This is a genomic window from Clostridium sp. UBA3061 (assembly GCF_002367465.1).
In the GTDB taxonomy this organism is placed as follows: Bacteria; Bacillota; Clostridia; order Clostridiales; family Clostridiaceae; genus Clostridium_J; species Clostridium_J sulfidigenes.
This window is the reverse complement of sequence record NZ_DFCF01000010.1, coordinates 1-15,780: the sequence shown is the minus strand read 5'-3', so window position 1 is coordinate 15,780 and position 15,780 is coordinate 1. Positions and strand designations below refer to the sequence as shown.

The window sequence follows — 15,780 nt, the reverse complement described above, 5'->3', positions numbered from 1 at the left end:
TCATATAAATCAAAGAAAAAAGATATGGTTAGAAAAGATAATAAACAGTAGCTATAACAATATTACTGGCATAATTGTATTAAAAAACGGTCAAACATTATATGAAAATTACTATAATGGTTATACCGCTAATAACACCATCCATGTTTTTTCAGTGACAAAAAGTATTATTTCCATATTGATTGGTATTGCTATAGATAAAGGGTACATCAAAAGTATCAACCAGAAAGTATTGGATTTTTTCCCTGATTACACAGTTAAAAGAGGAGAAAAAACGATACAGAGTGTTACCATTAAGGATATGTTGACTATGACAGCCCCATATAAATGTAAGTCAGAACCATATGCGAAGGTTTTTGCAAGCGATAGCTGGATAAAAGCTGGGCTTGATTTATTAGGAGGGAAGAGGCAGAACGGAGAGTTTAGGTATTCTCCAATTGTAGGAACACATATTTTATCAGGAATTCTTGTAAAAGCAACAGGACAATCAGTACTTAATTTTGCAAGAGAAAATTTATTTTCGCCATTGGAAATTAATGTTGGACACAATGTGGTGTTACCAAATAAAGAAGAACATCTTGCCTTTCCAAAAGATAAAAATGTTAGCGGTTGGGTTGTTGACCCTGAAGGGGTAAATACAGCAGGCTGGGGTCTTACCTTGACCCCAATGGATATGGCAAAAATAGGTCAATTGTACTTAAATAATGGAATATGGAATGATAAACAAATTATACGGTCGTGGTGGATAGATGAAAGTATAAATGAACATAGTCGAGGAGGAAAGCTGGCCTATGGCTATCTGTGGTGGATTATTGATGATAAAGAACATATATATGCAGCTTTGGGACAGGGAGGAAATGCGATTTATGTTAATACAAAGAAAAAAATGGTAGTTTCTATTGCTTCTATTTTAAAGCCATATGCGAAGGATAGTTTAAAACTTATTAAAGATTATATTGAACCAATATTTGAGAATTGTGTATAGTATATCTTAATTTATCAGTGAGATTATGAGGCTAATCCGAAGTTTTACAAATTCCAATTTGTGCAGGTGAAGATACTCAAAGGGATAGGATAGGCTTAAAATCCTATCTTTTTTTCATGAAAAGTATAATTAAAACTTGAACTTTAAATAATATTACTTATATTATATATGGAGAAATATAGATTTTTTTACTTAGGGTAAGGTGAGACGTACCATAAGTAACGGAGGTTTTTGAGTGATAATTACTGAACCATATCATAATTAAATTTATGTAGGGTGTATATAATTTTACACTTTTTTTAATTAAGAAGAAGTTGTTATATGTTCTCATAGACTGTGAATGTGGAGAGTAGCTATTTGTACGAACAAAAGGACTTATTAAAAAATTTCTCTAAATGATTATATATCAAGACATAAATTTTAAAATAAAACGTAATAAACGTATAATGAAAAAAATGTATAAACATGATAAAATAGGATAGGTATAGAAAAATATCATTAAACACGTTTCTTATGTAGGGGGATAAAATGAAAAATAATAAGAAATATATAATAATTTTAATAGTGGCTATATTTGCTATAGCTGGAGTTGTTAGTTATACATATTTGAAAGGAAATAGAATAATAAATGATTTTAGTAATTATGTAGTGGAATATAAAGATGGCATTAGTAAGTTTCTTTTAAATTCAAATGAGGAAAAATACCAAGCGCTAATTAATAAATGTGATCAGATTATTGTAAATAAAGAATATAAAAAAGTTGAAGGACTAAAAGAAGAGTTAAATCAGTTTAAAGATAATCTAACAAATAGTAATATAGAATTAATAAATAAAGGCATTTCAGAACTTGAAGCTATTGATATAAGCAAGCTTAAGGACAAAGATTTACTTATAAATAAAATTGAAGAACTAAAAAGTTTAAGAGATAAAAAAGAATTTGTTGATGGAAATGAAAAGCTAAAAGCCTTAAAAGCAGAAATAAATGATAAATTAGAAATCAAAAGGCAAGAGGAAGAAAAGGCAAAAGCTGAAGCCGAAGCAAGAGCAAAGGCAGAAGCAGAGGCAAAAGTACAAGCACAAGCTGAAGCAAGGGCAAAGGCAGAAGCAGCATCAAAAGCTCAAGTGGAAATAGAAGCTCAGACTCAAGGGGAAATAAATAATCAAGGAAATACACAAAGCACAAATGAAAGTGAAATAATAATAGATATTCCAACACCATATGTTCCAACGTGGGTAGAGAACCCATATTTCAATTAATGTTGTGCTTACTTAGAATCATTAGAGGGTTAAGGAAGTATCTTTAATTAAGGATATATTTACTTATGAACCTCAATAATTGGGAACACATAGAAACAGTAGAATTTCAGAATTCTGCTGTTTTTTATGTGGTTCAGTATTTTCAAAAATAAGTTGCGCACACAACAAATGTGTGTTAATATTAAGTTGTCCACACAACTTAAAGAGGAGAGATAAAGTATGCATACTGAAAAACTAGGCGATTTAGTAATGAACATATATAAGAATTTAAAGACTAAAATTGAAAGAGATTTAAAACATTATGATATTGGTATGGGACAAATGCAGATATTGATGACTTTTTTTAATGATATTGAGAACACTTTAACGCAAAATGATTTGGTCAAACTCCTTGGTGTAGATAAGGGCAATATTAGCAGGAGTGTACTAAAATTATTAGAAAAGGGATATATTGAGCAGTCAGATATTAATAAAAAGGGTTATCGCTTGACAGCAAAAGGTGTTGACTTAAAATCTGAAATTGTCCCAATATTTATTAGCTTAAATGATTTGATAACAAAAGATATAGATCCAAGTGATATAAATCAAACTCTTATTACACTTACTAAAATATCTGAAAATTTGGAGGGAATAATATGAATGTATCCATTGTATATTTTAGTGGTACAGGAAATACAAAAGCAATAGCGGAAGGCTATAAAGCTATACTTATAAAGTTAGGTCATCATATTGAGATTATGTCTATAGAAGAGTCAACTTGCATACCTGATCATGAGTTGTTAATAATTGGTGGTCCCATTTATGCAGGAAATATGCCTGATGAGCTAATCAATTGGATCAGGAAGAATGTAAAAAGAGTAGAGGGAAAAAAAGCTATTGTATTTTCAACCTCAGCAGGATTATTAAATGCAAATGGTGTTAAATCAATTGGTAAAAAACTGATAAATAAAGGTTATTCACTTCTAGATATGAGTGCTTTTGAAATGCCACGTAACTTCTACATCGATAAATATGATCCTACCCCTGATAATATTCAAAAGCAACAATTTGAAAATGCAGCAACTAAAATTATGGAGTCATTAAGTAAAATTAATAATAGTAATGAAATAAGAGTAAAAGAGTCAATGATAATGATTGATTTATTTGCTGATTTATTTAGGATTATGGCAAAATCACTAGGTAAGTCCTTTAGCATTAATGAAAACTGTATTGGTTGTGGAATGTGTGAAAAAAATTGTCCAAAGAAAAATATAAAATTTAAAGATAAGAAGTATTTTAACAAGTGTATTATGTGTACACGTTGCATTCACAACTGTCCGGTTAATGCAATTAGCTATAAAGATAAGCAAATTGAACAGTATAGAGTACATTATGACATAAAGTTTGATTCTTAAAAACGTGATCAAATATTGCCCTAAATGCTATAAAAAAACTATGTGCAAGGGCTTTAAGAAGAAATAAACAAAGAGGTGTGTTATGGGTCAAGGTTATACTTTGAAATGTAGTAAATGCGACTATGAAAAGACTTTTAACACAGGCATAGGTTTTCTCTTTATGCAAATTAAGGAACAAGTAGCAAAGGATATAGTAGATGGTAAATACGGTAAAGAAATGCAAAGCTTTATAGATGAGCATCCAAAGGCAGAAATTTATGTTAGTAGAGAAATATACCACTGTAAAAACTGTGAAAATTTATCAGAAAAACTACAGATAAAGGCTTATACAAAAACCAGCTTTTATGAAAAAACATATAGATGTGGTAAGTGTAAAAAAGATATTATGAAAGTTATAGATGATGATAAGGTGCATATGCTAAATTGTCCAAAATGTCATGAAATGTTAGAGATTGCAGGGGTAATGATGTGGGATTAGATTATAGATGTTTTATAAAATATTAGTGAAATAAAATGGATATACTATATGATAACAACATTGAAATTAATTGGAGTAGCAACTATACCAGTAGTATGAGGTAGTCTCTTTTCAATACTTTTATCTTATTTAAATGAAGGAGCAGGATTGGCTATATTTATATTTTCTATCTTAATAAGTATAGGAAGTTTGTATATCAATATTAGTAAATACTTATTAAACGGAAAATCAGCAGTTTTAGAATTATCGCTAGTAATAACTGTTTTGTTAATAATCCTATGTATAGTAATAGGAGATTTTGTATCTAAAGAAATATATACTTTTATTAGTAAATTAAGAGAAGTTATTAATTTATATTAATAAAATATTTATGATAAATATAAAAAACAGTAGAATTTCAAAATTCTGCTGTTTTTTATATATTCTAATTTTAAGTTAAATCATATAAAATATTTTCCAAACGAGAATAAGAACAAATGTTTGTGTTAATAATTTAAATAGTAATAAACTAAGGAGGAATTGAGACATGAACAAATTATTAAACCCTAAAAATGATGTTGTATTTCAAAAAATATTCGGAGTAAAAGAGAATGAAAAACTATTAATAAGCTTCTTAAATTCTGTACTAGAACCCATTGGAAATGGAAAAATAAAAAGTATTACTTTAGAGGAGAAAGCACTAAATGTATCTTTGATTGCCAGTGAAAAGCTAAGTATTTTAGATATTAATGTAACAACAGAAAATAGTACTCATATCAATGTAGAAATACAGCTGATAAATCAGTATAATATGATTAGAAGGACAATATTTTACTTATCAAAAATGATATTAAAACAGTTGGTTAAAGGAGATAATTATAATCAACTTAATAAAACTATAACTATAAATATCTTAGACTTTGATTATATTAATGATGAGAAGTTTCATAGTAGTTATCATCTATATGAAGATATGACAAAGAAATTACTGAGTGATATTGTTGAAATACATTTTATAGAACTTAAGAAGTTCGAAAAATCAAAGAAAGACTATAATAATAAGTTGCATAGATGGTTAAGCTTTTTAATAAATCCAGAAGGAAAGGAGATAGATATAATGAAAAAGGAAGATACTGAAATCAAGGAAGCGATGGATGTTCTATACAACATTAGTGGAGATAAAGAATTAATACAGTTGGCCGATATGAGAGATAAAGCTATAAGGGATGAGAAAAGTAGACTTCAGGGTGCTAGGGATGAAGGAAGAGAAGAAGGTAGGCAAGAAGGTAGAGAAGAAGCAAAAAGCGCTTTAGCTAAAAGTACTATAAAACTTTTAAGGAAAAAGTTTAAGGATATTCCAGAGAATATAATAGAGTCTATACTTAAATTATCTTTAGAAAAGATAGAAAAGATTAATGGAGATTTGTTTGATATAGAGTCCATTGAGGAGTTAAAGAAGTATATTTAATTAGAGATGTATTCCCTATAAAACTAAGTAACTAGAAACACCGAGAAACAGTAGAATTTCAGAATTCTGCTGTTTTTTTATGTAGTTATAGGTTAAACAAAGGAAATATATGCTTTAAATGGTATGGATTTATTGAGCAGTGGAAAGTGAGGTGGTACAATATATGTGTAACGTGTAGTATATTGGTGGATGGGTTAATGCATTTTTAAGATATAAGAAATAAAGAAGTGATATTTAAGTAATTTAAGCAGAATATTCAACCTTCAATTAGTGGGGGGCATATATTAATAGTTAATATTCATATATGAGGATTTAACCATTAGTAAAAGACAAAAGGAACAATGACCAATTATATTCTAGTATCTGTGGCCTTGGGGAGATTAGAAGCACTAGCGATTCAAAAATTATTAATGAACTAAATAGGGGGGATTACAATGATTTATTATGATAATGATAATTTACTTATACGCTCTATGATAAAGAGCGATATTGATAATTTGGTTCATGGTTTTGCAGAACAAAATTGGCATAAATCATATGAACTATTTAATGACTATTATAATCAGCAAGAAAATAATGAAAGGTTAGTGATTATTGCTGAAATAAAGGGTGATGTTGCTGGATATGTTACATTACTTCCATGTACCAAAGTTGGTCCTTTTGCACATAAAAATATACCTGAAATTGTTGATTTTAATGTCCTTATTAAATATCAAAAAAGAGGTATAGGTAATAAAATTATGGATGTAGTAGAGAGCCTTGCAAAAGAGGAAAGTGATTTTGTTTCTCTATCGGTAGGACTACATTGTGGTTATGGCTCTGCTCAAAGAATGTATGTAAAACGAGGATATATTCCAGATGGTACAGGGGTTTGGTATAATGGAAGTCAATTAGAACAATATGCAAAATGTGAAAATGACGATGATTTGACTTTGTATTTTCTTAAATCATTTTATAGAGCTTAAGAAGGCAGAATATATGAAAATGAGATAACAAAAGCACCTAAAAATAATTAATTTAGTTAGCTTATTAAGCATATATAATTAAGAAAAGATATTAAAAGGGGGAATTTGATGATACAAGTAGAGAAAGTAACATCACCAGAAGAAAGATTTATTTTGAATAGAGAGTATATTAAGACTTTAGTATCGCCAATAGATGGTTACTGGGAAAATGTAATTATAGGGAATTCCCAGTGCTATATAATTATTTATAATGGAAAGAAAGTAGGTCATTTTTTCGTCGATTCCAAAAAAACTTTAGTACAATTCTATACTTTTACAGAGTATTTTATACATGCACCAGAGATTTTTGAATATATTATTGCGAATAATATTGCCGAAAATGCTACTGTTTCTACTAAAGAGACAGAATTTCTATCTTTGTGTCTTGATTATCAGAAGAATATATCTATAGATTGTTATCTTTTTACTGATAACAAAAATATAAAATATGAATTGGCTAATTTTAAAGATGTGTCCTTCAAATTAGCTAAAAGCGATGATATAGTCACTATAAAAGCAAAATGTGACCCTGCATTTGAAGGTTATTATGAAGATTTAATAGAAAACAATCAATTATTCGTACTATACAGTGGTGACATTCTACTAGGAATAGGTGAATTTAGAATATTTAAATCAAATGAACAATATGGTGATATAGGAATGATTGTCGCAGAGGAATACCGTAAAAAAGGTATCGGAGCATATATTATAACTCAGCTAAAGGAACATTGCTATAGGAATAATTTAAAGCCCATGGCTTGCTGCAACCCTAAAAATATAGCTTCAAGAAAAACATTGGAAAAATCAGGATTCATCGCCAATCATAGAATTATATATGTAACTTTAAAGTGATGCTGCCATGAATTATCAACTTAAGGTGAAAGCCATCATATAAGTAATGAGTTTTAAAAAGTAACATATTATCAACACTGTTATTAAACATAGCTAAATTTTTAAGGTAAAAGTTCGAAGATATTCCAGAGAACATAGTAGAGACTATACTTAAATTACCTTTAGAAAAGATAGAAAAAATTAATGGAGATATATTTGATATAGAATCATTAGAGGAGTTAAATAAGTATCTTTAATTAAGGATGTATTCTCTATAAAACTAAGTAATTTGAAACACCTAGAAACAGTAGAATTTCTGAATTCTGCTGTTTTTTTATGTAGTTACAGGTTAAACAAAGGAAATATTTGTTGAATATGGTATGAATTTATTGAGCAGTGGACAGGGAGGTGGTACAATATATGTGTAACGTGTAATATATTGGTGGATGGGTTAATACATCTTTAAGATATAAGAAATAAAGAAGCCATAGGGAAGAGGTAGAGCATGAGTAACAAGGATATTATAAATGAAAATAATTCATTAATAGAAGACTTTCAGGACAATCAAATTGGTGTTAAGGATATTACATCCCCGATTATTACTAATCCTTATGGTGCTATTACCTTACCCCATGATGGTAGTGTAGATTTAAATAGCTTTTCACGAATACTGGAAAATAAATTAAGTAGTAGCTATAAAATATTTTGGTTCTTTGGGATCTATGAAGAGATAATCAAGGGGAATAAGTACATATCCTTTAGAAAACTTGTATGTAGAATGATAATGAGAGCATGGTATCCTGTTACTCAATACAAACTTAGTTTAGGAATTCAAGATAGACTCTATGATTTAGTTATATTAATCCATGAAAAATATAATATACCTTGTGATATGAATAAAAATAAGCTATTAGAGTTTATAGAAAATATAGGGGATGTTGAAGTTGAAAAAAGAATTAAAACACTTCATGATTATGTACCTTATAGACTATTAACTCCCTTCTTTACTAGGGAATTAGCTATAGTTAAATAAGACTTTAAGAAGAATGGTATTAAGAGAAATAAGTTTATAGCTGAGCTGACCAATCTAGATGAGAGAGCTATATATAAAATAGATGTTAATAACAAGAGCATAGAAATTAATGATTCTTGGTATAAGTATATAAAGGCTAATCAAACTATCATATGTGGTTGGATGCATTATAAACTGGTTTGTTATCTTCAAAAGGTAAAGAGTTGAATTTATATATTTGCTAATTGTTTTTTATTTCAATATGTCAATAATGTTTATAATTATAAGTAGTAAAGGTTATGTTTTATGTAACGTCTTAGAAACTCTCAACATATAAACTTAAGTTTTTTTAAAAGATGTTAGTAGCAATTAATAACTAGTCACTATATTTCAGTTTTTACAATGGGGTTAAGTCTGAGACTAATAAATGGAAATTTAATTTCGCATTTTTAGGTAATTAACACGAGTTCATAACGAAAACTGGTAATAGTTTCTAATTGCTTAATGTCTGTCGGTGTATTGAGTAAGCCTAACCCAGTCGTTTCTAACATATGCTAAACTTAGTAAGTCATATGAAGTCCATAGGATCTCCTGATATTTAATGGAAACTAATTGACTGATTTCGAATTAATAGGTTATGTAGAAAGAATGCAATAGCGTATATACCATGCCGAATGTCTTAGTAACAAAAGACAAACGGAAAAATGAGAGCTTGAGCTGTATATTGTGAAAGCAACACGTACAGTTTTTAGATGATAATTAGGGGATAGTGTTTCATATTTAGCCGACAGGAATAAAGAAACACTATTATATAAACACATTTATGAGAAATGGAGGTTATATTTATGAGAGAAATTTATATTCCAAATATTTTCAGAACTGCGAATATAAGAGTTGTTGAAGGTGAACAAAAATTATCAGAAATTCCTTATGTATTAGATTTTAATCTAGAAGATGACCAACAGTGTCAAGCAATGTTGCAATTTCAACTTGCAACATTAATAGAGAATATTCTTTTGTTTGATCGTGTATATTTAGACATTATTAATTTTCCAGTTGCAATTGATATGCTTTATAAAATTGATCCTAAAAATACTGAAAAAATGATAAAAAGAGGATACATATCTTTTTTAAATTGTGATGAAGTAGTTATAAGCACAGTAAAAAAAAGTGATGGAAACTTTGTAATTGCATTTAGTGGTAATAAGGCGATTAAAATTAATTGTGTTAACGATTTCGAACAAATTCTTTTTGGAGATTTTTGCTATAAGAAAGAAATATATAAATACTTAGAAAATATGCTATTGATTTCAAAAACATACACGGGAAATATTTTTGAAATTGGTAAACAAATTGTACATATGGTTGATGATGAAATCAAAGCAAAAACTTATTCAAAAATTGGAATCGGTATTAATGGGAATTACGGTATTACCTCAAAAAACAAAGGGATTTTTGATACCATTTGTCAGGTGATTAGAGATGAAACTATTGCTAAAGTTTTTGATATAGATACAATATATCATGATGATATTGTCCGCAATATAGCTGAGATGCGAGTTAATAGATATTACTCTACTAATGATGGTTTTCATAAATTGATATATGTTAATGATATTCCTGATATTCACAAATTGTTTTTGGAAGGAAATTTAACAATAGAAGATATTATAAAATTAAAAGAAACAAGAAAGTATAAATCTTTTCAAAATTGGTTTTTTAACAGAAATAATAATGACGATATAGTTAAAAGTTTTATAACCGAAATTACCAGGAAAAGCAAGTTGGATAGTATTCCGGTGAAGGCTGTACGATTCATGTCAACAACTGTTATTGGTGCTGTAAATCCAGTTGCAGGTGTTATTGAAGGGCTTGCGGATACATTTGGAATAGATTTGTTAAAAGGCGTAACTCCAAACATGTTTTTTGATGATTTTTCACAAAAAATTAATAAGAATGAACGCAAAGGTAGTTTAGATTATGAAGAAATATCTGTTTCTTTGAATCAAACAATAGAAATTGATTTGAGCAAACAAAACAATTTAGATCAAGAACAGAAAGTATATGACGCACTCGTAGATTATGCTCAAAAAATTATTATGGCAGATGATGAAGTAAAGGCTATATCATATTTTGATAAAAGCAGAAAAATATTTGAAACGAGGCAAACGATCAAAACTTTACATGGATATTTACTATGTGTTATAAACTTATCTCAAAGAAGTATTGAAAAGTGCAGAATTTTTCTAATGAATTTTTATGACATACTATATTCATCAGGTGATTCCATTTCTGGAAATGAAGAAGTAATAGTAGAAGTGAGAGAAGCATACTTATTTCTTTGTGTTTTTGGGTTAATTATAAGGATAGATAGTTTATTTGGAGAAAATATATTATATGATAAAATTAAAGAATTAAATAAAAATGGTTATTTAGATAATATATTAAAAGAAACTAGTGATAGCTTAAGAGAATTTAACGAAGAACTCATAATTAATTCATCTGACAGAACAGTTTCTTGTAAATATGAAATTATTCTTGAAAGAATATCTAAAATACTTCAAGACAATATTTATGTCCAACAATCATATGCACAATTACTCAGTAAGAAGCTTTTTCTAGCTAATGAAAAAGAAGTGAAAAATGATTGTATAGAAAAAATGAGAGATATTTATACTAAGAACAGTAAAAATATTTTGATTTTATGTGAATATGCAAAATGTTTGGTTAACATGACATCAATAGCAAAAACGTATGAAGAAAAATACATTTGGACAAACCGTCTTCGTAATCTGTACACCGAATATTATCAAAATGAAAATGTTCAAATTTACAATGCAGAAGCTCTTGTAAATTTATCCTATAGTGATAATTCAGATGAAACAATTAATGAACTAATGATATTGTCTAATGAGCATAACAAAAACATAGTTTTAAAAATTCTGTGTTCAATTGCTTGGTTTAATAGAACGACCAAAGATTGTCCTTTATTAGAAAAAGAGAGAGTTTTAAAAGAAATTAAGAGAATTTATGTTAATAATCCTAAAATAAAAGAAGTTGCATTATATTATGCATCTGCATTGGTGAATTTACAAGGAAGCTATAATGATAAGATTACTAACAAAAGAGTTTGTGATGAGGTATATTCTGTATTGGGAAATTTTGAAAAAAATGATCTTAGAAGCATGTTAATTAAATGCAAGGCAGTTATTAATTACTTAAATTTTTGTAATAATTATGATGAAATAGAACAATATTATTTAAGATTGTTAAAAAATCATCTTCAGCTACCAAACAATGAAGAAATCATTCATGAATGTGTGTGTGGAATATTTAATTCAACTGGAAATATACTTATGGAGAAAGAAAGTATTGAGAGATTAAAAAAGATTCTCCTTTTTTCATTTAAAACTACAGAAAACAAAACAATCATTAAACGTTATTCACAGTATATGCAAACATTAATTAGCAGAACTGAATTGTCAACAGAACTGAAAAATAGGTGTATTAATCACTTAATTGTGATTTCAAAAGAGTATAATGACGTAGTAGCAACTGAAGTGGATTCAACTAGTAAACCACAAGTTATAAGGTTCATTATATTATAGCAAGCGAATTCAGCAAAGAGTATCCCAACTAAGAAACTTAAATATTAGATAACTAAAATTTAAATGAGAGATGGGGATGTTATACAATATGCAAGATATAAAATTTAATCTATATAGAAATGAGAATGAATTATCATATAAAGCTAACGAAATCATAAATACCTTCTACAGCGAGGAAAACAAAAAAGAACAAGAAAAAAAGAAATATGAATTATTTCACTTATTAGTATTAATGGACTTAAAACACTTCGATAGGTTTATTGATTATAAAGAAATAAGACCTAATGAACCAGGGGATGCAATAATAATTGATAAAAATAACGGTAAGCATTTGGTAGAGATATTTAGGGTGTTTGGTGATGAGGAAAATAAAATAATTAATAAAAAGATGAATAATGTATTCAGTTCAAGTTACGATATTGAAGACTATTGCAATTTTGACTTGGATAAAATGTCTAAGATTCTTTTAGATAAGTTATTTGAGAAGAATAGTAAAGGATACTTGAAGGATAATCAGTATAAAACAAAAAATATACTAATTGTGACATGTGAACATAATCGATGCTCTATATGTGGCAGTTGGATAGTAGTAAAAGTGGCTAAGAAGTTAGAGAATGAATTGAGTGTAAAAAATTATGATAATGTCTATGTAGTGGACTATATGGCTTCAGGTAAAGATGGTGGACCTGTTGTATATGATTTAGAAAATATGATTTCTGAAGCTAAAAAATGTAAATTGATTGAATAATACAGTTTTATTTAAGGGTTTATTAAAAAAGATTATGATAAAAACAAGGGAAGTAATTACAGGTAATATCTTACTAGAGATATTAAACTCCATAACCTCTTGTAGGCAGCTTCATTGTAATATATAGGAAGTAATACTTTGGTACAAAAATGATAACTAGTCAAGGGTGAACTAAAGAAAAAGAAAGTTTAGATGATAGAATGTAGACATAAGTTAATAAGAAATGATTAAATGGACAAGTTTTATTTGATTATATGTTTAATACTTAAGTAAAATTGTTGATAAAATTAAATAGATCAAATAAGGAGGAAACTGCAAATGACTATTGACTTAAAAGCCTTTCAGAAATCGCTAGCACAACAAAAAGTTTATGATGCTTGGCAATATGTTGAAAGTTTGAGAGAAACGCTTACCTATATGAGTGTTTCATGTGGATTGTTGGAAAAGGTATATGCACACAGGATTAAAGCTTTAGCTACTCAGGAGCAAAAAATTATGGCAACAACAATCGAAACAGGAAAAGCTTCTGTAACAGAAGAAAATTTGTATTGCACCAATTTAGATATTGTAGGATTGGTAATTGATGATTCTATGTTCTTACGAAAAAATACAATGGAGTTCTTTCACTATGCAAGAATGAGTATGGATATTTTGTTTCAAATTATTAATGCAGCACTATTTGGGGATAAATCTAGCGAGGTTACTGATAGACGGCTTATATCCAATGTATTATATGAATTGGGTAACACATCTGCTTTCGCAGACTTAAAAATTCTATTAGACAATAACAAAAAAGATGATAACTTTAAGTATTTGCAAGCCTTTGATAACTACATTAAGCACATAAAAACTGTTCTTGTTACTGTAAAAAATAGCTTTATACTGGGAAATTCCAATGAACTTATGATTAGAGAGTTTGTGTATGATGGAATATCGTATGCGACTGTAAAAGCTCTGGATAAAGTAAAAAGTACAAATGATTATGTTATAAAGACGGTTGAAGATATTTTGCTTGAAGTTCAGAAACAATTGCCCAATTGCCTGGATAACAGTAAAAGAATACAAACAATTAGTTTTAAACAATTGATTAAAGAGAATCCAAAGTCTAATGCTGTTGAATATATATCATTCTTTATTGATGTACAAAATGATATAAGTGAATTGCCTCGAGAGATAAAGGTGTTACCGCTTATTATTAAGCCAAATGATGAAATATATAGTTTTGATTTTAGATTTCATAAGATTTTTATTAAGAAAAAAGGGTGTGGAGAAGAATCAATAATTGGTTGTGCTGAATTGAAAAATGGACTAGAAACAAATGAACTATATAGAAGATTTGAAGTAAGAACATGTGATATAACAGAGTATCATAAATATGTGATTTCTTTTGTTCAGAAATATCCTAAAATATCAATAAATTACTATGCAATGGAAGGAACGATAATTGTATGCAAAGATTGATGTAAACAAAATATTAATTGTGCTTAGGATATATTAGTTTACCAATCAAATGAAATGTAGTATGTTGGCAAGATTTACATTATCCATATAATAAGAAATTGGTATGTTTAAAATCAATTGGATAATTCTGTATATAAGTAAACATTTAATAGTTTGAGTTTGAGTGAATGGGAAGGGAGGTCATATTAGTAGAGGTATTAAGAGAAAACCAGATGACTATTATAGTAATAGTTGTTTTTATAGTAATAGTTGTTTTAAATTGTATTGATTTGGTTAGTTAATTTCTTTAAAGTATAAAATGATATCAGAAAGAGATGTGAAATATATGTATTTATTATGCATATGGCTCCTTCAAAAATAAAGAAAGAAATTTTTATTATAAATATCTGTAAAAGATTTAAATCTAAAAAATATTTAGGGTAATGGGCCATAAGCATGAGTAAATAGGTATGGGGGTTATATAATGGATAAATTAGAATTTATAATAAGACAATTAGCTAAAACAAATAAAAAAAACTATGAAAATTATGTTGTAAGTAGAATATGGCATAAGTTAGATAGCATAGATATAAAGTTTATAACTCAGCAATATGTGTTAAGGGCAGAAGGAAAATATGCGCTAACAGATATGTATTTTCCTCAAATAAGTTTACATATAGAAGTAGATGAGCCACATCATAAAGAAAATATAGTAGCTGATGAAATTAGAGAAGCAGATATAGTAAATATAATTAATCATAAGATAATGAGAGTAGATATTTCTAAGGGATTAGAAAATATAAATAATCAAGTTGATGATATTGTAATACAAATTAATAGTAGTATAAAAGAATTGGGAGATAAGTTTGTTCCTTGGAATTTAGAAAAAGAAACCAGTCCAGAAACATATATAGAAAATGGATATATATCTTTAGAGGATAATGTAGCATTTATGAGAGGGTATGAGGCTTGTAATTGTTTTGGTTTAAATTATAAAGCATTTCAAAGAGGAGAAGCTAAACATCCTATTGAAAAAGATACTTCAATTTGGTTACCTAAGTTATATCCTAATGGAGAATGGGATAACAGCATTTCATATAATGAAGATATAATTTATGAAAAAGCAGCTTCAACTAATCAAAAGCATTATGGAAAACAACTTAATGTTGAAGAGGTTAAAAGAAAAAAACGTATAGTTTTCGCCAAAGTTAGAGGGCCATTAGGTGATATAATGTATAGATTTAAGGGGTTATTTCAGTTAGATGAAGTAGAATCAGTGAATGAAAATTGCTTTGTCTGGAGAAAAACAAGTGATACTGTTAAAACATACAGGGCTATATGAAATTAAAGATAATAGTAATTCAAAAGCTGACTGTCATGAAAAACATATGTAAGATGATTTAGGTAAATAAGTAACAGTAGAATTTTAGAATTCTGCTGTTTTTTTATGTAGTTTTACATTAAACAAAGGAAATATTTGTTGGAAATGGTATGAATTTATTGAGCGGTGGAGAGGGAGGTGGTACAATTAAAATAAAGATTATCATGGTTATAGTGTTGATTTATACTAAAACTG

The 15,780-nt window shown here is 28.1% G+C and carries 15 protein-coding genes; all 15 read left to right on the top strand.

Annotated elements, in window-relative coordinates; genetic code table 11:
• Window positions 1-4: 4 nt before the first annotated feature.
• The 15 genes from B2P65_RS07675 to B2P65_RS07610 all read left to right on the top strand — a co-directional run bounded on the left by B2P65_RS07675 (window position 5) and on the right by B2P65_RS07610 (window position 15,546).
• Window positions 5-985 carry a serine hydrolase domain-containing protein gene (locus tag B2P65_RS07675; protein WP_346880101.1) on the top strand — a complete coding sequence of 327 codons (981 nt, stop codon included), beginning with the start codon at window positions 5-7 and terminating at the stop codon, window positions 983-985.
• A gap of 528 nt (window positions 986-1,513) precedes the next feature.
• The gene (locus tag B2P65_RS07670) at window positions 1,514-2,242 is read left to right on the top strand and encodes a hypothetical protein (protein ID WP_346879918.1); all 729 of its coding nucleotides are present in this window, start codon (window positions 1,514-1,516) and stop codon (window positions 2,240-2,242) included.
• A gap of 219 nt (window positions 2,243-2,461) precedes the next feature.
• Entirely contained in the window at window positions 2,462-2,881 is a 420-nt protein-coding gene (locus tag B2P65_RS07665; protein WP_346879917.1) for a MarR family winged helix-turn-helix transcriptional regulator, read from the top strand.
• Window positions 2,878-3,636, top strand: coding sequence for an EFR1 family ferrodoxin (locus B2P65_RS07660; RefSeq protein ID WP_346879916.1), 759 nt, complete (start codon window positions 2,878-2,880; stop codon window positions 3,634-3,636). Before B2P65_RS07665 ends, B2P65_RS07660 begins: the two co-directional genes overlap by 4 nt.
• Window positions 3,637-3,718: 82 nt before the next feature.
• Complete coding sequence (locus B2P65_RS07655) at window positions 3,719-4,114, top strand: hypothetical protein (RefSeq protein WP_346879915.1); 396 nt, start codon at window positions 3,719-3,721, stop codon at window positions 4,112-4,114.
• A gap of 147 nt (window positions 4,115-4,261) precedes the next feature.
• Window positions 4,262-4,474, top strand: coding sequence for a hypothetical protein (locus B2P65_RS07650; protein ID WP_346879914.1), 213 nt, complete (start codon window positions 4,262-4,264; stop codon window positions 4,472-4,474).
• Window positions 4,475-4,640: 166 nt separating this feature from the next.
• On the top strand, window positions 4,641-5,561 hold the full coding sequence (locus B2P65_RS07645) for an Rpn family recombination-promoting nuclease/putative transposase (RefSeq protein ID WP_346879913.1): 921 nt from the start codon (window positions 4,641-4,643) through the stop codon (window positions 5,559-5,561).
• Between the two features lie 434 nt (window positions 5,562-5,995).
• Window positions 5,996-6,526: a GNAT family N-acetyltransferase gene (locus tag B2P65_RS07640; protein ID WP_346879912.1), complete on the top strand. Its 531-nt coding sequence runs from the start codon at window positions 5,996-5,998 to the stop codon at window positions 6,524-6,526.
• 108 nt (window positions 6,527-6,634) lie between these two features.
• A complete protein-coding gene (locus tag B2P65_RS07635; RefSeq protein ID WP_346879911.1) occupies window positions 6,635-7,417 on the top strand; it encodes a GNAT family N-acetyltransferase in 783 nt (260 codons plus the stop codon).
• Window positions 7,418-7,539: 122 nt separating this feature from the next.
• On the top strand, window positions 7,540-7,653 hold the full coding sequence (locus B2P65_RS18060) for a DUF4351 domain-containing protein (protein WP_414632439.1): 114 nt from the start codon (window positions 7,540-7,542) through the stop codon (window positions 7,651-7,653).
• A 248-nt stretch (window positions 7,654-7,901) separates the two neighbouring features.
• On the top strand, window positions 7,902-8,429 hold the full coding sequence (locus B2P65_RS07630; RefSeq protein ID WP_346879910.1) for a hypothetical protein: 528 nt from the start codon (window positions 7,902-7,904) through the stop codon (window positions 8,427-8,429).
• A gap of 824 nt (window positions 8,430-9,253) precedes the next feature.
• Window positions 9,254-12,016 carry a hypothetical protein gene (locus tag B2P65_RS07625; protein WP_346879909.1) on the top strand — a complete coding sequence of 921 codons (2,763 nt, stop codon included), beginning with the start codon at window positions 9,254-9,256 and terminating at the stop codon, window positions 12,014-12,016.
• Window positions 12,017-12,104: 88 nt separating this feature from the next.
• Complete coding sequence (locus B2P65_RS07620; RefSeq protein ID WP_346879908.1) at window positions 12,105-12,764, top strand: hypothetical protein; 660 nt, start codon at window positions 12,105-12,107, stop codon at window positions 12,762-12,764.
• Between the two features lie 318 nt (window positions 12,765-13,082).
• Window positions 13,083-14,225 carry a hypothetical protein gene (locus B2P65_RS07615; RefSeq protein WP_346879907.1) on the top strand — a complete coding sequence of 381 codons (1,143 nt, stop codon included), beginning with the start codon at window positions 13,083-13,085 and terminating at the stop codon, window positions 14,223-14,225.
• A 463-nt stretch (window positions 14,226-14,688) separates the two neighbouring features.
• Window positions 14,689-15,546 carry an AbaSI family restriction endonuclease gene (locus B2P65_RS07610; protein WP_346879906.1) on the top strand — a complete coding sequence of 286 codons (858 nt, stop codon included), beginning with the start codon at window positions 14,689-14,691 and terminating at the stop codon, window positions 15,544-15,546.
• The last annotated feature ends 234 nt before the right edge of the window (window positions 15,547-15,780 follow it).